The organism is Micromonospora sp. NPDC023633 (genome assembly GCF_040640035.1).
Lineage (GTDB): Bacteria > Actinomycetota > Actinomycetes > Mycobacteriales > Micromonosporaceae > Micromonospora.
In genome coordinates this window covers 26,571-45,141 of the sequence record NZ_JBFABB010000057.1, presented here as the reverse complement: position 1 = coordinate 45,141, position 18,571 = coordinate 26,571, and the positions used below count along the sequence as shown (strand labels likewise).

Below are 18,571 nucleotides of genomic sequence, written 5' to 3'. Positions count from 1 at the left end.
CTTTCTAGCTCCCTGCGGCGTCCGGTCCTCTCGGATCTCGAAGTCCATCGCACCCCTTGAGCTGGGGTGTTGCAACGACTCCTAGAACCCAAGCACTGGGGCGGCCGTTCACCCGGTGGAGCGTGCGTAAGCTCGCCGACTACCGGGAACAGACCGGACCCCGTACCACCCACCGAACTCGCCATGCCCCAACGCCACAGCCCACACGGTCACCAGCTTCTGATCGTGGATGTCGTCTCTACTCCGGCGTCGATCAGGAATACGCCAGCGAGGCCCCTTCAGGACTCCAACACTTGGACGTCGCCTTGGAAGAAACCTGCCACCTGGTCCGGCGGCTGTGTGGCTGGCGCCTTGTCCGTTTCATGCTTCTCGTAGAAGCCGTGCGTGCCAGGATTCTCGTCGTGCCTGTGTTCAGCCCCCGCACGGCGCTTGGGATCGCCACCGACCTTCCACCGCATGTCCGGGCCCTGTCCGTCAGAACACCAAGCCCAGCGGGCCAGCGTGACGGGGGACGCTGCGGCGCTGGGCTGTGTGCGCCGTAACCGCCAACTCCGAGGTGCTGGCGGTTACGGCGCAAGTTGCTCATGTCAAGCCCCTTGACCTGGAGACGCACGCACCCAGCAGCGGGATCGCCGCCAGATGGCTCGACGAGGTGAAGGCCGACTCGCGCTCCACCCCGGGTCGACCAGCCGTGCTGGTGCTGTGGGTCGAACGGGCCTGTGGAGGCCTGCTACGAGAACGGACGGTCCGTGGCGCTCATCGCCCTGGACACCTCATCCAGGGTCGGCAGCGCGCCTTGCGCGCCCCGGCCGCGTGTCGACAGCGCCGCCGCGACGGCCGCCCAGCGGGCGGCCTCCGCCACGGCCCGGCCCGGCCGCGCCACCAGGGCGGTCGCGAGGGCTCCGCAGAAGCAGTCGCCGGCGCCGGTCGTATCCACGGCCTCGGTACGCAGCGCCGGAACGTGATCAACCCGGCCGTCCGGCTCCATCACGGCCGCGCCCTGCGACCCGAGCGTCACCACGACGGTCGCCGCGAGCCCGAGCTTGCCGACGGCGCTCGCCACGTCGTCCAGGCTCTCTGGCGGGGACGTGCCGGCCAGGACCGCCAACTCGGCCCGGTTGGGCACCAGCACATCCACCCGGCGTACGAGGGCGTCGGGAAGCGGAGCTGCGGGCGCGGGATTCAGCACCAGGAGGCCCCCGGCCAGCGCTGCGGCGCGCTCCAGAGCGGGCGTTTCGACCTCGCACTGCATCAGGGTGAGCGCTGCCGTCGCGATCATGTCCCGGTGCCGGTCGACGCGGGCCGCGTCCAGTGCGCCGTTCGCCCCGGGGTGCACCACGATCACGTTCTCGCCGGCGCCGTCCACCGTAATCAGCGCGGTCCCCGTGGGGACGTCATGGACGACCGCCAGCCCCGACACGTCCACGCCCCGGCCGGCGAGCCGCTGCCGCACCTGCTCACCAGCGGCGTCGGCGCCGACGCATCCGACGAAGCCGACGGGCGTACCGAGGGTGGCGATGGTCATCGCCTGGTTCGCGCCCTTACCGCCGACACCCTCCCGGTACTCCCGGGCGGTCAGTGTCTCCCCCGGCCCGGGGAGCCGGTCGGTCACCACCATGCGGTCAAGGTTGGCGCTGCCCACCACCGCGATCTTCGGGCCGTTCAACGCATCGTCGCCTCTCTGTCCGTCGCCCATGCCAGGACGATCTCGCGCCACGCCGTGTTGTCGAGGCGTTTCACCACCGTCACGGCCAAGTTCCCCTCGGGGGTCATGCTCGACCGGCCGTACGCGTCGACGGCCACCGTGGCGGGCGTCTCGACCGCCACCACCTCCGGGCGGGCCACGACAGCTGCGGCCACCAGGTCGTGGCAGTATCGGCTGGCTGTGCCGGACCAGTAGTGCGCCAGCAGTTGCGCACGTACCCCGGGCCAGCCGTTGCCGCCGGCGAGCACCCGCAGGACGGCCTCCGGCGGGCAGCTCGCCTGGGTGGTCGCGTCCGTCGGCACAACCCGTACCCCCCGGCCGGGCGGCTCGGCGAACAACTGCCGGGCGGCCCGGGGATCGCGGGCGAAGTTCGGCTCGGCGCCCCGCACCACGCCGGGCAGGGAGAATGCCCCACCCATCATGGTCAGCCGGACATGCGCCGGCCAGTGACCCACCTGCCCGGCGAGGCGCTCGGCGGTGGTCAACGGGCCGAGCACCAGGTAGTCGGTGTGCGCCGGCAGTGACGGGTCGACGCGTATGTCGCCGTCGAACTCGGCGCCGTGCGTGGGGGCGAGCGGCCCGAGACCGTACTCGCCGTGCAGCCGCGCGCCCGACGGGACTGCGGCCCGCGCGGCGGGGTCGATCTCGGCGCCTCGCAGCAGCAACGGCCGCCGGGCCGGAGCGAGCGCGCGAAGCGCATGGGTGACCGCCGCCCCGACGACATCGGCGGACCGTGCCCCGCCGGTGGCGATGATCGCCGGTATCTCCACATCCGGCAGGCGCAGCAACCAGGCGAGTGCCACCAGGTCGTCCACGCCTCCGTCGGTGTCGACCACGATGCGCCGGGGTGTCCCGGTCATCGTCCCGGCCTCCGCCGACGACAGCGGCTCCGCGGCGGCTCAGCCATCGGTCACGCCGAAGCGGGAGCGGAGCCAGCCGGCGACGGCACCGATACCGGACCAGGAGACCAGCCCGAGCATGCTCAGCAGCAGCAGCCCGACCATTGCCTGCGGGATGTTGTCGGTCTCCTGGCTCTGTGCGACCAGGTATCCGAGCCCACCCTGGGCGCCGATCAACTCGCCGATCACTGCGGCGGTGACTCCGGCCAGGGCGCCGAGGCGGAGCCCGACCACGATGTGCGGCAGGGTCATCGGCAGTTCGAGCTGGAAGAACCGCCGCGGGCCGGAGAGTGCGAGCACCTGACACAGGTGGCGGTAGTTCGTGCCGATGCCGCGCAGCCCGGCCAGCGTGTTGATCAGTACCGGAAAGAACGTGACCAGCGCGACGAGGGTGATCTTGCTGGTCACGCCGAGCCCGAGCCACAGCACCAGGAGTGGGGCGATCGCGATCTTCGGGGTGATCTGGATGAACACCAGCAGGGGCATTGCCGCTCGTTCCAGCCAGCGCCATCGGGACATCGCCACCCCGGTGAGCACGCCGACCGTCAAGCCGATCGCCACCCCCTGCAGCAGTTCGGCACCGGTCACCCGGAGGTGGACCAGCAGTTGCTCGCCGGTGAGCATCCGCCAGGTGTACGTCACGATCTCGATCGGGCCGGGGAGGGTGTACGTGGGCACGTGCGCGAGGTGGACGTAGCCCTGCCAGGCCAGTAGGAAGGCCGCTACCGACGCCGTGCCGAGCACGGCGCGCGGTAGCTTGCCGAGTCGCTGCTCGGTCACGAGGAGGCCTTCACGAAGTCGGACGCCCGCACGTCGCCCTGGATCAGGCCGTACTTCTTCTGCGCGTCCACGGCGTTCTGCCATGCCGTCGGGTCACCGTAGCCGAGCCCGTGCGCCTTGGTGGCGTCGCTCTGCCACAGGTCCTTGACGAAGACTTCCTGCATCACCTGGGTGACCGACTTTTCCTGGCCGGCGAAGCTGGTGGCGTACTTCTGGATGGACAACTCGACGGCCTGCGGCAGCTTGCCGTCGATGAGGTCCTGTAGCGCGGCGTTCAGCGCGGTGGTGAATCCGGTGACGGCCTTGGGGTTCTCCTTGGCGAACTGCTGGCCGGTGATCACGACGTTGCCGAACGACGGGAGGTACTGGTTGGACAGGATCTGGGTGACCTGCACCCCGGCGGCCTGCAGGGTGTAGTAGCGCAGCCGCGAGAAGACGATCGCGTCGACCTGCTTGTTCTGCAGTGCGGAGACGATGGCGCCGGTACCGACGACCTTGACCGTCAGGTCCTTCTTCACGTCCAGGCCCGCCGAGGCGGCAATCGCCGTCAGCTGGACGTAGTTCGGGGAGCCGAGGCTGGTCACCGCGACCGTCTTGCCCTTCAGGTCGGCCGGGCTGGTGATGCCGGAGTCGGCGAGGGTGAGCAGTGCACCGATGCCCTGCTGGTACGTGGTGTGCACGACGAGGTCCGGCACGCCGTTGGCCACCGCCTGGATCACGCTGTCAGCGTTCGGGAAGCCGAACTGGACGTTGTTGGCGGCCACGTTCTTGGTGATAGTCGCGGCGTCGGCGTACAGGAATTCGACGTCGAGGTTCTGCTTGGTGAAGTAGCCCTGTTCCTTGGCCCAGTACAGCGGCGCGTAGTAGGGGGCGGCGGCGCCGTCGATCTGGATGCTGACCTTGGTCGTGCCACCGTCGGTGCCGCCGCCGGGGGCCTCGACGCCGCCGCAGCCGGCGGTGAGGGCGATGACGGTGCTGGCGGCGATACCGGCAAGGAGGGATCTACGGGTCATGGAGCGCATGGGTGTACCTCGTATTCCAGTTCGATGGGGGGCGGCCCACGACGGACAGGTCGTGTGATCAGGCCGTGACGGGATCGCGCCACCGCAGGGCGCGGGCCTCCACGTAGGAGACCAGTTGGTAGAGGGCGAGTCCGACAGCCACGATCACCACGATCGAGGCCATCAGCATGGGGACCTGGTAGGAGGAGTTGGCCTCGACCAGGAGGTAGCCGAGTCCCTGGCTTGAGGAGATCCACTCGGCGAGGACCGCTCCGGTCATGGCGTCGACGGCGGCCACCCGGGCGGCGGCGAAGATCGACGGCGACGCTGCGCGGATGTCGATGCGGAACAGTCGGGCTACCGGGTTCATCCCGACGATCGTGGCGAGGTCCCGGTAGCCCGGGTTCACCTGCCGCAGCCCGGTGGCGGTGCCGACCAGGATCGGGAAGAAGGACAGGCTCACGATGAGCACAAGCTGGCTGGTCAGGCCGAGGCCGAACCAGAGCACCAACATGGGCGCGAGCGCGATCTTCGGCATCGCCTGGAACACGACGAGAAACGGGGAGAGCATCGCGTCGACGACCTGCGACCGGGAGACCGCCACTCCCAGCGCCGCGCCGATCACCGCCCCGATCGCGAAGCCGACACCGATGTTGCGGACCGTGTATCCCAGGTGGGTCCACAGCGTTCCGGTCCGTACCAGGTCCAGCAGTTGCGATCCGACCTCGGTCGGGCTGGCGAGCAGGTACCGCGGGACGTCCGCCACCGCCTGGTACGCGGCCCAGGCGCCGACGATCACGAGGACGTACAGCAGCGCCACGAAGGGCTTGACCACGAGTCGCAGGCGGCCGCGTCGCGACCAACCACCCGGTGCCGGCGCGACGGCCGGTGCCGTCGGCTCGGGTGTCGAGGTCTGAACCGTCACAGTTCCCCCCGCAGCATGGCCTGGAACTCCGCGAACCGCGGATCGAGCTTCGTCCGCGCGTCGCGGGGCCGGGGCAGGGGGACGTCGTGGACCGCGCGTACCCGGCCGGGGCGGGGTGAGAGCACGACCACCCGGTCGGCGAGGTAGGTGGCCTCGTCGACGCTGTGCGTCACGAACACGATGGTCTTGCCGGTCGCGGTCCAGATGTTGAGCAGATCGTCGTGCAGCTTCTCCCGGGTGATCTGGTCGAGTGCGCCGAAGGGCTCGTCCATCAGCAACAGCATCGGATCGTGGGCGAGCGCCCGCACGATCGAGGTCCGCTGCCGCATTCCGCCGGAGAGTTCGCGCGGCAGCGCGTCGGCGAAGTCGGTCAGTCCGACCAGGCTCAGCAGTTCGCGTACCCGAGGCTCGTACTGCTGCCGCGGCTCCTTCAACGTCTCCGGGGCGATGCAGGCGTTACGCAGGACGCTGCGCCAGGGCAGCAGGACGGGCTCCTGGAAGACGTAACCGATGTCTCGGCCGGGTGTCGGCCGGCGTGACCACTCCGTCTGCCCGGAGGTGATGGTGTCGAGGCCCGCCATGATCCGCAGCAGGGTGGACTTGCCGCAGCCGGACGCGCCGATGATGGCGAGGATCTCGCCCTGCCGCACGTCGAGGGACACCTCGTGGAGCGCGCGCACCACCTTGCCCCGGTCGGACCGGTACTCCTTGGTGATCTGCGACAGCCGCAGCAGAGTTTCCTGCGCGGCCTGTGGGGAACGGCGTTCGGCGGTGGGGTTTCCGGTTGGCACACTCATGGCTGTCCACATCCACAACTTGTTCGGAACACGGGCTCGGCGGGCAGGGCGATGTGCCGCGCCGGTCGGTACGGGTCGCGTATTCGCTCCTCGAGAAGCGTCAGGGCGCCGGCCGCGAGCGCCGGCAGGGGCTGCCGCATGGTGGACAGCGGTGGCGTGGTGTAGGCGCTGACGTCCGTGCCGTCGAAGGACACGATGGCGATGTCTCGCGGTACGTCGAGTCCCCGTTCGCGCACGGCGCGCAGCAGGCCGAGCGCCTGCCGGTCCGAGGCGACGAAGACGGCGGCCGGGAAGGTCAACCGGTCGAGCAGTTCGTTCCCGGCCGCCCGTCCGCCCTCCGGGGTGAAGTCCGCCGGTACCTCCCACACGCCGTCGGTGATGCCGTGGTCGGCCAGCGCCTGCCGCCAACCAGATGTCCGGTCGCGCCCGACGATGGTCTCGCTCGGGCCGGACAGGCACGACACCTGCCGGAAGCCGTGCTCGACCAGATGGCTGGTGGCCAGCCGGGCGCCCTGGTGGTGGTCCACCGCGACCGAGTCGTACCCGGTCGCCGCATCGGCCGGCACTCGGTCGAGGACCACCACCGGGCAGGGCGAGTTGGCCAGGGCGGATGCGGTCGACGGGCTCTCGTGGTGCGGCACCCACAGCACCCCCTCGGCCCGGACATCCCCCATGGCGGCGAGTCGCTCGCCCTCCTCGCCGCCGTCGGAGTGCAGCAGGAACAGCAGCTTTCCGCGGCGTGCCGCCTCGGTCTCGATGGCGTTGGCCAGCTCGGCGAAGAAGGGGTTGCCGCCGTCCGGCATCAACAGGCCGAGGAAGCCGCTGCGGGTACGGCGGAGCGCCTGGGCCACGCGGTTCGGGCGGTATCCGAGGTCCCGGATGGCTGCCTCGACCCGGGCCCGGGTGGCTGGTGCGACCGGGCGTGGACCGCCGTTGAGCACATAGCTGACCACCGACGGCGAGGTCTGCGCCCACCTGGCCACATCGGCTCGAGTCACCTTCATGAACACCTCCGGGGGAAGGAGAGCCGAAGATACGTCCATCACATGGGGTAGTCAATACGTGTTGATAACCTCGGACCCGGCCAACGCTCGTTGGCGTCACCGGCACGCGTGACCGTCGCCTAGCGAAACAGAAACTTAACTTCGGCCAGTCGGAAGCCACCCGGACCGCCTGGGCACTCACGGCACTCTGATGCGCGCCCTCCAGACCGGGTCAGCGGTCCCGGAGACTGCGCTGAGTAGCCGGAGAGCGGAAGCCTTTCCGGCGGGAAGCCCGCATCATGACTAGCGAACAGCGCTTGACCACACCGCTTTCCACATGCTGAAACGCGCCGACTCTCAGAGCGATGCGAAAGCTCTGGCGCTTCCCCGGGCAGAGTTCTCCACCCCTTGACGAACCACGGCCGGTGACGCATAGTCGACTCTTCCCAGACGGAAGAGGTACATCCGCGTAGTGGAAACAAGACTGCATGCCTCAACCGACAACTCGGGTATTTCAGTCGCCATCCCGGGCGGCGAGGCCGACTCGAGAGCTCGGTTCTGGACCCAGGAACAACGAGCCAGCATCGATTTAACGGTAACTCTCGGTGATATCCGGCTGAGTAACCCGGTCATGCCCGCGTCCGGCTGTTTCGGCCCGGAACTCGGCACGCTGGTGCCGCTGGACGAGCTGGGCGCGCTGGTTACGAAGACCGTCTTCGCCGCGGTGCGCTCCGGCAATCCCGCACACCGCATCACCGAGACTCCCGACGGAATGCTCAACAGCGTCGGCATCCCCAGTCCGGGTATCGACGAATTCCGCTCCCGCCTACTCCCCCGTTACCTCGCCACCGACGTACCCACCATCATCAGCGTCGGCGGGCTGACCGTGGCGGAGTACTGGACGGCGACGGAGCAACTGGCCGGCCACGGCGCCGCAGCGCTCGAGGTGAACGTCTCCTGCCCCAACCTCGAACACGGCGGCCTGGCCATCGGCACCGACGCGGCCACGGTCGAGCGGGTCGTGTCCGGTGTGGTGGCCCGCTCGCACGTACCGGTGTTCGTCAAACTCACCCCGAACGTGACGTCGATCGTGGACATCGCCCACGCCGCGGAGCGCGCCGGTGCCACGGCCATCACAGTGGCCAACACCTTCCCGGCGATGAGCGTGGACGCCACCCGCCGTACGGCCGTACTCGGCAACGGCGTCGGCGGACTGTCCGGACCCGCGGTGAAACCGATCGCGCTGCGCCTGGTCTGGCAGGCCGCCCGCGCGGTCGACATCCCGGTCATCGGCTGCGGCGGCATCAGCTCGGCGCGGGACGTCCTGGAATTCCTCCTCGCTGGGGCGAGCGCAGTCCAGGTCGGGACGGCCAACTTCGCCCGCCCGTACGCCATGGCGGAGATCGTGCGGGAGCTCGGGCCGCTGCTGGCCGCATCGGGCACCATGTCCGTCTCGGAAGTCGTCGGCTCACTACGGGTCTGAGCCCACCGAGCCAATTCGAAGGAGACAGCGTGCAACCGGTCGTCAGAGCGCTGGAAATTCTGCGGACCCTCGCCCACCACGGCGACGGGATGAGCATGAAGGACCTACACGAGACCCTCGACATCCCGCTCGGCAGCGCGCACCGGCTACTGGCGGTCCTGGCCGAACAGGAGTTCGTCGCCCGATCCCCGGTCAACCGCCGTTACTTCCTCGGCCCCGCCGCCCGCCAACTGGCTGAACAGAACAGCCGCCGCACCTCCACACTGGTCGCCCCGCACCCTGCGGTGGCCGCCGCGGCCGCCGAGTCCGGGGAGACGGTATTCCTCGCCGAACTGGTCGGCAACCGGGTGGTCTGCATCGCTCTCATCGAGAGCGTGCACCCGCTGCGACTGTTCGTCCGGATCGGCCAGGAAATGCCGCTGCACGCGGCGGCGTCCGCCCGCGCTCTCCTCGCCGATATGGACACAGACATCGTCCGCGCGCTGCTCGCGGAACGGCCGCTCACCGCGTTCACCCCGGACACCCCGGCCACCCCGGACGCCGTGGTCGAACACCTCGCGGTCGTCCGGGCTCGAGGCTACGACGTCTGCGACGACGAGCTGGACCGAGGCGTGTGGGCGGTGGCCGCGCCAGTTCGCTCGTCCACCGGCGCGACCTGCGCGAGCATCACGCTCGCTGCGGCCGCCGACCGGATGCGTGATCCAGTCGCCCGGGCCCGGGCGACTCATCTGGTGCTCGTCACGGCGGCCCGGCTCAGCGCCGAACTCGGCTACAGCAGTGAGTTCACCCCGTCACCGCTGATCACCGATGCCGACCAGACGGACAGCACCGCGACCTACCGAGGGACCCCATGAACAGAGCCGCCCCCAGCACCATCGGCACCGGCGACACGACCGCCTTCCAAAACCGCCACCAACGTTGGCTGGAACTTGCCCGCGATCTGCGCGCCGCGGCGTGCCTGCCCGGCGAGTTCACCCTCGCCCCGGCCGGCCCGATCGACGTCTACATAGATGTCTTCTTGTTCGAAACCCGCCCGACGATCCTGCGGCGCATGGCCGCCCTGATGGCCGACCTGCTGGACGCCACAACGGACCGGCTGGCCGCCCGGGCGGAGGTGACACCGCTCGTCACCGCCCTGTCCCTGGAGACCGGTCTGCCCTTCGCGGTGGTCCCCACCCCTGCTGCCGGCGAACACCCGACGCAGATTGAGGGGGAACTGCATGCGGGCGAACGCGTCGTCCTCGTCGAGGACGTGATCATGTCCGGCTCACGGGCCACCACCGCCGTCCACGCGCTTCGGGACCGCGGTGTGGTGGTGCCTGCCGTACTGGCGGCCGTCGACCGCAGCGGCGGCCAGGGCGAGGCTGCGGCCCGCTGCCCCGTCCGGGCTCTGTTCACCCCGGCGGACCTGCACATCCCCGATCAGCCGCGAGTCCGGGACCGCCAGGGCACAGTCGACGTACAACAAGCGTGACCCAGTTTCCACCGCTTCACCCAGACTCCGACCGCTGTCGGTCCACTGATTCCTGAAAGGGGGACGGCGCTTCCTTCCCATGGCCAACGCCGAGGGTCACCGCGCCACGAACGCCATGAACACTCACCCAACACCGGCGAGCCAGCTCGCCGCAGCTGTCGACGAACTCCACCGGGCCGTCACGGCCGACCGTGCCGGTGCCGCGGCGGCCGTCGAACTCGTCGGCGCGGCGATCGCCGACGCGCTGCGGCCGTACACACCGACGGTGGTGGCCGTGCGGGACAACCTCGACGACGGCGTGCTGGCCCACGTCGTCTCCCGGGAGCTGGACCTCCCCACCGTGCGCATCTACGAAGACTCTGGGCTGCTCTCGCTGAGCCCGGCCCCGGCCCCCGGAGCACGCGTCGCGCTTCTCGCCGCCTCCTGGCACGACATGTCGGCGCTGCCGGCGCTCCGGCTCCTGCTCGCCCATGCCCAAGCCGAGGTGGTGGCGGTCGCGGCGGCGCTACCCGTCACCGACGCGGTCCTGGCAGCGGTTGACGGCACCCCGGTCGTCACCGCCGCAGCTTCCTCGCGGACACAGCGATGAGCCTGGACACCGTCGACGTCGCCCTGCCCCTGGCCGACGCCAGCCGGTTGGCCGACCTGCTGGCGGAGTTCGCCGAGATCAGCGAGAGCACCGACGGCGTGACGCGACTCGCGTACACCCCGTTGGAACGCGCGGCGCACCGGATGTTCACCGACCAGCTCTCCGCGCTGGGCCTGCGAACATGGACCGACGCGGCGGGCAACAGCTACGCCGAACGGCCCGGCGATGCCGGGCCCGCCCCCGCCATCGGCACCGGCTCCCACCTGGACAGCGTGCCGCGGGCCGGACGGTTCGACGGCATCGCCGGGGTGGTGGCCGCCATGGAGGTCGCCCGGCTTCTCGTCGAGGCGGACGTACGGCACACCCATCCGATCAGGTTCGTGGCGTTCGCCGGTGAGGAGGGCGCCCGGTTCGGCCAGGCGTGCACCGGCAGCCGGATCGCGGCGGGCCTGCTGAGCTCGTCCGATCTGGCCGACCGGCGGGACGTCCACGGAGTGAGTCTCGCCGAGGCCATGCGGGCTGTCGGTCTCGATCCGAACCGCGTCGAGGAAGCGCGGTGGCGCGCGGACGACTGGGCGGCGTTCGTGGAGCTACACATCGAGCAGGGTGGCGTGCTCGAAGCCCAGGGCGTGCCGATCGGCATCGTCGACCTCATCTCCGGCAGCACCCGGTTCCGCCTCGACCTGCACGGCCGCGCCTCGCACACCGGCGGAACGCCGATGCACCAGCGGGCCGACGCCATGACGGCCGCGGCGGAGATCACGCTCCTCGCCGAAAGCATCGCAACCGACCCCCGGCACCACGGCACTCGGGCCACGGTCGGCCGGCTGGAACTCGAACCGGGCTCGATCACCACGATCCCCGGCGAGGCTCGGCTCTACGTGGACATCCGCGATGTGGACAGCGACCGGCAGCGGTCGACTGCGACCGAGCTGATCCACGGTGCCCGCGCCATCTGCGGGCGACGCGGGGTGAGCCTGGACATCGAGTTGCTCGGCGACGCCTCCCCGGTGGTGCTGCCGATCTGGCTGCGCCGCCGGATCGCCGAGACCTGCACCGCCACGGGGACGGCGTACCGGGTCCTGCCCAGCGGCGCCAGCCACGACAGCCAGATGATCAACAAGGTGGTGCCCGCAGGAATGATCTTCGTGCCGAGCCGGGCCGGGCTGAGTCACGTCCCCGAGGAGTGGACAAGCAGCGCGGATCTCGCCGCCGGAACCGACCTGCTCGCCCGCAGCCTGCTCGCCCTCGATCACGAACTGACCACGACATCGCCGGCGGAGGGGTCGTGCTGAACACCACTGGCGGGCGGCTCGTCCCGCTCGACCTGCCGCTGGCGCACCGGCCCCCACCCACCTGGCACCACGCGCCGGTCCTGCGCCACGAACCGGTCGGCGACCGGTACCGGTTCCTCCGCCTGCACGCCCCGACCATCGCCATCCGCGCCCAACCCGGCCAGTTCGTGATGCTCACGGCGGCGCGCGCCGACGAAACCGCCCCCGTCCTGCCGCGGCCGATGGCGATTTACGACACCGCGCCCGAACACGGCACGATCGACGTGATCTACGGCGTCGTCGGCGGCGGTACGCGCCGGCTCGCCACCTTCGCCGTCGGCGAGACCATGCTCGCGACCGGTCCGCTCGGGCAGGGGTTTCACCTTTCCTCCGCGACCAGCCGGGTACTGCTGCTGGGCCGGGGCATCGGCACCTGTTCGCTGACCATGGTCGCCGCGGTCAACGCCGGCCGTGGCGGTACGACCGTCGCCGTCATCAGTGCCCGCCATCCTGGAGTGCTGATCGGCGCCGACGTCCTGCGCCGGGGCGGTGTCGAGCACCTGCACCAGGTCACCGACGCGGACGGGACCAGCGATCCGGACTTCCTGTCCACCCTGCTCACCTCGACGTTGGCCGCCGATCCTCCGCAGCTCATCCTCACCTGCGGCTCGCAACGGCTGACCGATCTCGCCGCCGACCTCGGAAGACGGTGGGATGCGGAGGTGCAGGTGTCCGTCGAGGCGCACATGGCGTGCGGCCTCGGATACTGCCACGGCTGCTCCTCAGGGCAACGGAGCATGGGGACCGAAGCTCCTCTGGTATGCCTGGACGGGCCGGTCTTCAAGTGGGGACCCGCGGATGACTGAGCCCGGCTGGAACCTGCGCCCGCTGCCACGGCAACCGCTGCTGCCACCCACCGTGCTGCGGGGCGTACGACCCTACGGCGAGGAACCGGTGGACCTGCTGATCGACAACGGCCGGATCGCCGCGCTCGACCCCGCCGGGCAGGGACCCGCCGTCCACAGCATCGACTGCCATGGCCTGATCGCTCTGCCTGCGCTCACCGACCTGCACACCCACCTGCGTCAACCCGGTGCGGAGGACGCGGAGACGATCGCCACCGGCACGCTCGCGGCGGCCAAGGGCGGCTACGTGACGGTGTTCGCCATGGCGAACACCCAGCCGGTGGCGGATGATCCGCGACGCGTGGAGTACGTCGCCGAGGTGGCCGAACGCACCGCACACTGCCAGGTACAGCCCGTGGGCGCGGTCACCGTCGGCCTCGACGGCACCACGCTGGCACCGATTGAGGCAATGGCCGCCTCGGCCGCCCGCACCCGGATGTTCTCCGACGACGGCCGGTGTGTGGAGGACCCCGCGTTGATGCGACAGGCGCTGCGCCGGGCGGCCGACGTCGGCGGGTTCATCGCCCAGCACGCCCAGTCCTCGCCACTGAGCCCGAACGCCCAGGCCAACGACGGGGCGGTCGCCCGCGAGTTGGGCCTGCCCGGATGGCCCGCCGTCGCCGAAGAGGCGATTATCGCCCGAGACTGCGTGCTTGCGGGCGCGGACGACACCCCGCTGCACATCTGCCATGTCTCGACGCAAGGCAGCGTGGAGATAATCCGCTGGGCCAAATCGCGAGGCTGGCCAGTCACCGCGGAGGTCACCCCGCACCATCTCCTGCTCACCGACGAACTGATACGCACCGGCGACACCCGCTACAAGGTCAACCCGCCGCTGCGGAGCGCCCAGGACGTGACGGCCCTGCGAAAAGCACTCGCCGAGGGGGTCATCGACGTGGTCGCCACCGATCACGCGCCACACCCCGCCGCCACCAAGAACCGTCCCTGGTGCGAGGCGCCACCCGGCATGCTCGGACTGGAGACCGCGCTGCCGGTCGTCGCGGAGACCATGGTGCGCACGGGCCTCATGTCATGGCGCCGCCTGGCCGAGGCGATGGCCATCCGGCCCGCGGCGATCGGCGGAACAGCTGTCGGCTGCGGGGATCCGCTCCAGGTAGGCATGCCCGCCACGCTGTGCCTGGTCTCCACCGACGCCGACTGGACGGTCGACGCGGCCCGACTGGCCAGCCTGGCCCGGAACACACCGTTCTCCGGTCATCGGTTCTCGACTCGGGTTGCCGCCACGATCATCGGCGGCAGGCTCGCCTGGTCAGCCATCCCCGGTCCGGACGGCTCAACCCGCGCCTGACCTATGAAGTCGGAGTCTTCGCTGATAGAGGCTGTTTGGCGCGGCGCCGTTGCCGACGCCGCCATCACGGCCATCGATGCAGGAGGATCCTGACGTGGTGGCGAAGAACGGGCCGGGACAGCCGGCGGATGGTGTCGACGCGAAGTTGGTCGCCCAACTGGTAGTCCGGTACACCTGGGTCCACGGGACCGGCCCACGGTCCGACTCGCTCACCACGCCATCCTCTGGAGCCTACTGGCGTTGCTCCATACCTTTACAGATCTTGAATGGTCCGGTTGTGCCGGGTTCGATGGCAACTCATTGATCGAACGTGTGCCGCTCCCATTCGAGGCCGCCGCGCCAGTCGAGCCGGCCGGCCGCCCAACCGGTGATGACCGACTGGAGCACATCCAGTTCGTCGACGTACGCCCGGAAGTGGCGGTCCGGCCCGCCTTCGCGGTACTCGACGACCAGGCGCCACATCCCGTCGTCATCCCTGGTCTCAGCGCACTGGATGAAGGTCTGCCCGTCGGGGGCGCCAGTGCGATTGACAACCAGGAACTCCTCGCCCATCGAGTGGACCCGCTCGGCGAGATCGAGCAGTAGCTCCTCGGTCGGGTCGTCGTACGTGGCACCAGACTCGACTTCGGCCCGGATGATGGATCCTGTCATGCGGCGAGTGTGCCAGCCCGACTCGACCCGCGCCGTACCGTCGCGGCAGCGTGGGCGTGACGGTGAGAGACGAGAGGCGGCTGCGGCCCCGGCGACTGGCGCTGGCGGCACCACCGGCCCGACCCTCGAACCCGATACTCCAGACCGCCCCACGGCGCGCAGGGTCGCGTCGACCGCCACCAGCGGGTCAGGAACAGCCAGCGCGAGCAGGCCGCCCAAGGACTCGACCGGCGCAGACCGCCGGCGTTGGGCCATGCGCTGGAAAGCACCCCTGAACGCCTTCCAGATCGCCTGCGAGGGCCGGCTCACCCCCGCCAACCACTGACCACCTCAACAACCAAGATCAGACGTCAACTTGGCACTCCCTGCCAGGGCAGCGAGGTAACGATCTCGGTCGTCGACGGCCCCGCCCGTTGTTCCGCGCGCCCGTGCCCGGAACGTCGACGGTGGCCGGGCTCGCCCTCACAGAGGCCCTCTCCCGGAACGTGAGGCGTCGTCCGCGACGGCGGAAACGTGCCTGACCGCGAACGGGGCCTGCGGCATCACCCGGATCGGGTGAGTTCACCGCGCCTCCCGCCAAGTTCATCCGTTCCGGGTGAGGCCCCCACCCCTGATCCAAGTGATGCTGGTCTTGGTCCGCCGGATTTTCTGCGGGGGGGTGGTGCCATGTCTGATGCGTCGGAAGAGTTCTTCGATGAACTCGGCCGCCATGGACGGGAACGGCTGTTGCGGAAGACCACGGCAACAATCCGGTTCGACATCGAGCACGACCATGGGATCGACCACTGGTTTGTGGCCATCACCAAGGGTGATGTGCGGGTGTCGCGGGAGGATCGCGACGCGGACACCGTCATCCGCACCGCCGACGCCTTTTTCGACCGGATGGCTCGGGGCGAGGCCAAACCGCTGCCGGCGTGGGTTCGAAACGATATTACGAGTGAAGGACAGTTCCAGTTCGTCATCCTGCTGGAGCGGCTCTTCCCCGGGCCGCCCGGGGCGCGCCATCCGCGGACCATCGCCCGCGATCGTGAGGGGAAGAGATGGAATCGGACCTGATCAGGATCCTGTACGGCAACAGTTTCGTACTGAGCGACGGTGGCGGCGACATCGAAGCCGTACCGTCAGTGCCGGTCGGGTTCTTCTCGTTCGACACCCGGTTCCTGTCGCGGTGGCGGCTCACTGTCAACGGTGAACGGTTGAGCGCGCTGGCTAGGGACGACCGATCCTATTTCGAGGTGCGGTTCTTCCTGGTGCCCGGCACGCCGACGCATTACGTGGACGCCAAGGTGTCGGTGATCCGCGAGCGATCGTTGGCCGCCAGCTTCGAGGAACGGTTGACGGTGCTCAACCATGCCGCGGAACCAGCCGATCTCGCCGTCCGGGTGGAGGTGGACAGCGACTTCTCCCCACTGGGCGTGCTCGGGCAACCGCGGGAGCCGGTGGGTCGGATCTACAGGCGTGCCGAGGACGGTCGTCTGCGTCTGGGCTATGAGCGGGAGAAGTTCCGGCGCGAGACGCTGATCTCCACGACCGAGCCGGCCCGGATCGACGAGCACGGGTTGACGTACCACATCCGGCTCGGATCGCAGGAAGAGTGGACCACGACCCTGCACGTGCGGGCGCTGGTGCTGCGCCCGGACGGGCAGGATGTTCGCGATCATCTGTCTCAGCGTCGCCAAGGAGCCAGGCAGAGACCCCAGCACGATCTCGACGGGCTGCTCGGCGACGCGCCGCGCCTGACGTGCGACTGGGACGCGTTGAGCACGGCGTACCGGCGCAGCCTCGTGGACCTTGTCGCGTTGCAGTACCCGACGCTGGCGCTTCCGGGTCAGGCGATGCCCGCCGCCGGCCTGCCGTGGGCGGCGACCCTCGTCGGCCGCGACAGCATTCTCACCAGCTTGCAGGCACTGCCCGTCGCACCGGGCCTCGCCGCTACGACGCTGCGCGTTCTGGGGATCAACCAGGGCACCGTGCTGGACGACTTCCGCGACGAGGAGCCCGGAAAGATCCTGCGCGAGGCGCGCCTCGGCGAGGTGGCGGCGTTCGAGGAGCAGCCGACGTTGCCGTACTACGGCGGCGCCGACATCACGCCGCTGTTCGTAATCCTGCTCGACGAGTACGAGCGCTGGACCGGGGACGTCGCGCTGGTGCGGGAGTACGAGGACGAGGCGCGGGCGGCCCTGCACTGGATCGACGAGTACGGCGACATGATGGACAACGGCTACCTCTGGTACCAGCGCCGCAACGAGCAGACCGGGCTGGAAAACCAGTGCTGGAAGGAAGCCTGGAACGCCATCTCCTACCGCGACGGCCGGCTCCCGGGGCTCCCCCGCGCCACCTGCGAGCTGCAGGGCTACGCCTATGACGCCAAGATCCGCGGCGCCCGGCTGGCCCGCGAGTTCTGGCACGACCCGGCGTACGCCGACCGACTGGAACGGCAGGCGGCCGAGCTCAAGCAGCGCTTCAACCGGGACTTCTGGGTCCGCGACGGTGAGTACTACGCCCTCGCCCTCGACCGCGACGGCCGCCAGGTCGACGCGCTGTCCTCGAACATCGGCCACCTGCTGTGGAGCGGCATCGTCGACGAGTCAAGGGCCGCGAAGATCGCCGAACACCTGCTCGGCCCCCGGCTCTTCTCCGGCTGGGGCGTGCGCACCCTGGCCGACGGGGAGGGGCGGTACAACCCGCTGGGCTACCAGGTCGGCACCGTTTGGCCGTTCGACAACTCGTTCATCGCCTGGGGTCTGCGCCGCTACGGCTTCACCCGCGAGGCGGGACGCATCGCCGAGGGCATCATCGACGCCGCCCACTACTTCGACGGGCAGTTGCCGGAGGCCTTCGGGGGTTACGACCGCGAGTTGACGAGGCACCCGGTGCGGTACCCGGCCGCGAACAGCCCGCAGGCTCTGGCCACCGGAGCGCCGCTGCTGTTGGTGCGTACGCTGCTCGGCCTCGAGCCGTACGGTGCCGACTTGAGGGTGGCGCCGGCGCTGCCCGACCGGTTCGGCCGGCTCGAACTGCTCGACATTCCGGGACGGTGGGGCCGCGTCGACGCGATCGGGAAGGTGGCACCAGAGTCGCACGCAGGTCGGCAGCCGAGCCTGGGGGCATCGCCGCGCTGACCGTTGCCGCTGACAGGGCGCGACGACCTCACCGCCGGGGCTGCGCCAGACCGACTCGTACGCCAGCACGGCGGCCTGCACCCGGTCGCGCAGCCGCAGCTTGGTCAGCACGTGCCCGACGTGGGTCTTGATCGTAGTCTCGCTGACCGACAACGCCCGGGCGATCTTGGCGTTGGACACCCCCGGTCCACCTGCACCAGCACCTCCCGCTCCCGCTCGGTCAGCGCGCTCAGCGCCTTCGGCAGCGCCGCCGACGGGTCCGGCAGCACGTCGGCGAAGCGGTCCAGCAGCCGCTTCAGGTTGCGTGGGGCGACCACCGCGTCCCCGGCCGCCACCCTGCAGATCACCGCCACCACCTCCTCCGGCACGTCGTTGGCCAGTTATACGCCGCTCGCCCCGGCGCGCAACCCCCACCACGTACTCGTCCAAGTCGAAGGTGGTCAGGATCAGCACCCGCACCGGCAGCCGGGCATCGATGATGGCCGGGGTCGCGGCCACCCGTCCATCTGCGGCATCCGGATGTCCATCAGGCCCGCCCATACTCAGCTTTCGCAGATTGGTGAGGTGCGGGCCAGGCGGCACGTCCACGACACGGCGGTGAGGTTTCCCCGGTTTCCCGGAGGGGTTTGATGTTCTTCGGTCGGCTCAGGGCTAAACGATGCTGTCTCGATCTG

The 18,571-nt window shown here is 69.9% G+C and carries 17 protein-coding genes and 1 pseudogene; 9 read left to right on the top strand and 9 right to left on the bottom strand.

The window, feature by feature from the left end; translation table 11 throughout:
- Nucleotides 1–730: 730 nt before the first annotated feature.
- The 7 genes from AB0G13_RS19225 to AB0G13_RS19195 form a co-directional block, all read right to left on the bottom strand.
- Entirely contained in the window at nucleotides 731–1,696 is a 966-nt protein-coding gene (locus AB0G13_RS19225; RefSeq protein WP_357875922.1) for a ribokinase, read from the bottom strand.
- The gene (locus tag AB0G13_RS19220) at nucleotides 1,663–2,565 is read right to left on the bottom strand and encodes a nucleoside hydrolase (protein WP_357875920.1); all 903 of its coding nucleotides are present in this window, start codon (nucleotides 2,563–2,565) and stop codon (nucleotides 1,663–1,665) included. The genes AB0G13_RS19225 and AB0G13_RS19220 overlap by 34 nt, the downstream gene beginning before the upstream one ends.
- Before the next feature lie 39 nt (nucleotides 2,566–2,604).
- Nucleotides 2,605–3,384: an ABC transporter permease gene (locus AB0G13_RS19215; RefSeq protein WP_357875918.1), complete on the bottom strand. Its 780-nt coding sequence runs from the start codon at nucleotides 3,382–3,384 to the stop codon at nucleotides 2,605–2,607.
- Nucleotides 3,381–4,397, bottom strand: a complete 1,017-nt coding sequence (locus tag AB0G13_RS19210) for an ABC transporter substrate-binding protein (protein ID WP_357875916.1) — start codon at nucleotides 4,395–4,397, stop codon at nucleotides 3,381–3,383. The genes AB0G13_RS19215 and AB0G13_RS19210 overlap by 4 nt, the downstream gene beginning before the upstream one ends.
- Nucleotides 4,398–4,464: 67 nt before the next feature.
- Nucleotides 4,465–5,220 carry an ABC transporter permease gene (locus AB0G13_RS19205; protein WP_357875914.1) on the bottom strand — a complete coding sequence of 252 codons (756 nt, stop codon included), beginning with the start codon at nucleotides 5,218–5,220 and terminating at the stop codon, nucleotides 4,465–4,467.
- An 86-nt stretch (nucleotides 5,221–5,306) separates the two neighbouring features.
- The gene (locus tag AB0G13_RS19200) at nucleotides 5,307–6,107 is read right to left on the bottom strand and encodes an ABC transporter ATP-binding protein (protein WP_357875912.1); all 801 of its coding nucleotides are present in this window, start codon (nucleotides 6,105–6,107) and stop codon (nucleotides 5,307–5,309) included.
- A complete protein-coding gene (locus AB0G13_RS19195) occupies nucleotides 6,104–7,111 on the bottom strand; it encodes a LacI family DNA-binding transcriptional regulator (RefSeq protein WP_357875910.1) in 1,008 nt (335 codons plus the stop codon). The genes AB0G13_RS19200 and AB0G13_RS19195 overlap by 4 nt, the downstream gene beginning before the upstream one ends.
- A 451-nt stretch (nucleotides 7,112–7,562) precedes the next feature.
- On the opposite strand from AB0G13_RS19195, the gene AB0G13_RS19190 reads away from it, so the two are divergent.
- The 7 genes from AB0G13_RS19190 to AB0G13_RS19160 all read left to right on the top strand — a co-directional run bounded on the left by AB0G13_RS19190 (nucleotide 7,563) and on the right by AB0G13_RS19160 (nucleotide 14,124).
- The gene (locus AB0G13_RS19190) at nucleotides 7,563–8,573 is read left to right on the top strand and encodes a dihydroorotate dehydrogenase (RefSeq protein WP_357875908.1); all 1,011 of its coding nucleotides are present in this window, start codon (nucleotides 7,563–7,565) and stop codon (nucleotides 8,571–8,573) included.
- A 29-nt stretch (nucleotides 8,574–8,602) separates the two neighbouring features.
- Nucleotides 8,603–9,427, top strand: coding sequence for an IclR family transcriptional regulator (locus tag AB0G13_RS19185; protein ID WP_357875906.1), 825 nt, complete (start codon nucleotides 8,603–8,605; stop codon nucleotides 9,425–9,427).
- Entirely contained in the window at nucleotides 9,424–10,047 is a 624-nt protein-coding gene (locus AB0G13_RS19180; protein ID WP_357875904.1) for a hypothetical protein, read from the top strand. The genes AB0G13_RS19185 and AB0G13_RS19180 overlap by 4 nt, the downstream gene beginning before the upstream one ends.
- Nucleotides 10,048–10,162: 115 nt before the next feature.
- Complete coding sequence (locus AB0G13_RS19175; protein ID WP_357875902.1) at nucleotides 10,163–10,636, top strand: hypothetical protein; 474 nt, start codon at nucleotides 10,163–10,165, stop codon at nucleotides 10,634–10,636.
- Nucleotides 10,633–11,931, top strand: coding sequence for a Zn-dependent hydrolase (locus AB0G13_RS19170; protein WP_357875900.1), 1,299 nt, complete (start codon nucleotides 10,633–10,635; stop codon nucleotides 11,929–11,931). The genes AB0G13_RS19175 and AB0G13_RS19170 overlap by 4 nt, the downstream gene beginning before the upstream one ends.
- A complete protein-coding gene (locus AB0G13_RS19165; protein WP_357875898.1) occupies nucleotides 11,925–12,776 on the top strand; it encodes a hypothetical protein in 852 nt (283 codons plus the stop codon). The genes AB0G13_RS19170 and AB0G13_RS19165 overlap by 7 nt, the downstream gene beginning before the upstream one ends.
- Nucleotides 12,769–14,124: a dihydroorotase gene (locus AB0G13_RS19160; RefSeq protein ID WP_357875896.1), complete on the top strand. Its 1,356-nt coding sequence runs from the start codon at nucleotides 12,769–12,771 to the stop codon at nucleotides 14,122–14,124. Before AB0G13_RS19165 ends, AB0G13_RS19160 begins: the two co-directional genes overlap by 8 nt.
- A gap of 297 nt (nucleotides 14,125–14,421) precedes the next feature.
- On the opposite strand, the gene AB0G13_RS19155 is transcribed toward AB0G13_RS19160, so the two are convergent.
- Entirely contained in the window at nucleotides 14,422–14,775 is a 354-nt protein-coding gene (locus AB0G13_RS19155; RefSeq protein WP_357875894.1) for a hypothetical protein, read from the bottom strand.
- A gap of 666 nt (nucleotides 14,776–15,441) precedes the next feature.
- On the opposite strand from AB0G13_RS19155, the gene AB0G13_RS19150 reads away from it, so the two are divergent.
- Together AB0G13_RS19150 and AB0G13_RS19145 are read left to right on the top strand one after the other, a co-directional pair.
- Nucleotides 15,442–15,831, top strand: coding sequence for an SCP2 sterol-binding domain-containing protein (locus AB0G13_RS19150; protein ID WP_357875892.1), 390 nt, complete (start codon nucleotides 15,442–15,444; stop codon nucleotides 15,829–15,831).
- On the top strand, nucleotides 15,816–17,897 hold the full coding sequence (locus AB0G13_RS19145; RefSeq protein ID WP_357875890.1) for a glycogen debranching N-terminal domain-containing protein: 2,082 nt from the start codon (nucleotides 15,816–15,818) through the stop codon (nucleotides 17,895–17,897). Before AB0G13_RS19150 ends, AB0G13_RS19145 begins: the two co-directional genes overlap by 16 nt.
- A gap of 51 nt (nucleotides 17,898–17,948) precedes the next feature.
- Here the strand turns inward: AB0G13_RS19145 and AB0G13_RS19140 are convergent.
- Nucleotides 17,949–18,395 (bottom strand): annotated as a pseudogene (locus AB0G13_RS19140) (response regulator transcription factor); the annotation flags it as partial.
- Nucleotides 18,396–18,571 lie beyond the last annotated feature (176 nt).

Bases quoted from the DNA above. Each gene is read 5' to 3' on its own strand.
- AB0G13_RS19225 (WP_357875922.1), bottom strand. From the start codon at position 1,696: ATGGGCGACGGACAGAGAGGCGACGATGCGTTGAACGGCCCGAAGATC.
- AB0G13_RS19220 (WP_357875920.1), bottom strand. From the start codon at position 2,565: ATGACCGGGACACCCCGGCGCATCGTGGTCGACACCGACGGAGGCGTG.
- AB0G13_RS19210 (WP_357875916.1), bottom strand. From the start codon at position 4,397: ATGACCCGTAGATCCCTCCTTGCCGGTATCGCCGCCAGCACCGTCATC.
- AB0G13_RS19200 (WP_357875912.1), bottom strand. From the start codon at position 6,107: ATGAGTGTGCCAACCGGAAACCCCACCGCCGAACGCCGTTCCCCACAG.
- AB0G13_RS19195 (WP_357875910.1), bottom strand. From the start codon at position 7,111: ATGAAGGTGACTCGAGCCGATGTGGCCAGGTGGGCGCAGACCTCGCCG.
- AB0G13_RS19180 (WP_357875904.1), top strand. From the start codon at position 9,424: ATGAACAGAGCCGCCCCCAGCACCATCGGCACCGGCGACACGACCGCC.
- AB0G13_RS19175 (WP_357875902.1), top strand. From the start codon at position 10,163: ATGAACACTCACCCAACACCGGCGAGCCAGCTCGCCGCAGCTGTCGAC.
- AB0G13_RS19170 (WP_357875900.1), top strand. From the start codon at position 10,633: ATGAGCCTGGACACCGTCGACGTCGCCCTGCCCCTGGCCGACGCCAGC.
- AB0G13_RS19160 (WP_357875896.1), top strand. From the start codon at position 12,769: ATGACTGAGCCCGGCTGGAACCTGCGCCCGCTGCCACGGCAACCGCTG.
- AB0G13_RS19155 (WP_357875894.1), bottom strand. From the start codon at position 14,775: ATGACAGGATCCATCATCCGGGCCGAAGTCGAGTCTGGTGCCACGTAC.
- AB0G13_RS19150 (WP_357875892.1), top strand. From the start codon at position 15,442: ATGTCTGATGCGTCGGAAGAGTTCTTCGATGAACTCGGCCGCCATGGA.
- AB0G13_RS19145 (WP_357875890.1), top strand. From the start codon at position 15,816: ATGGAATCGGACCTGATCAGGATCCTGTACGGCAACAGTTTCGTACTG.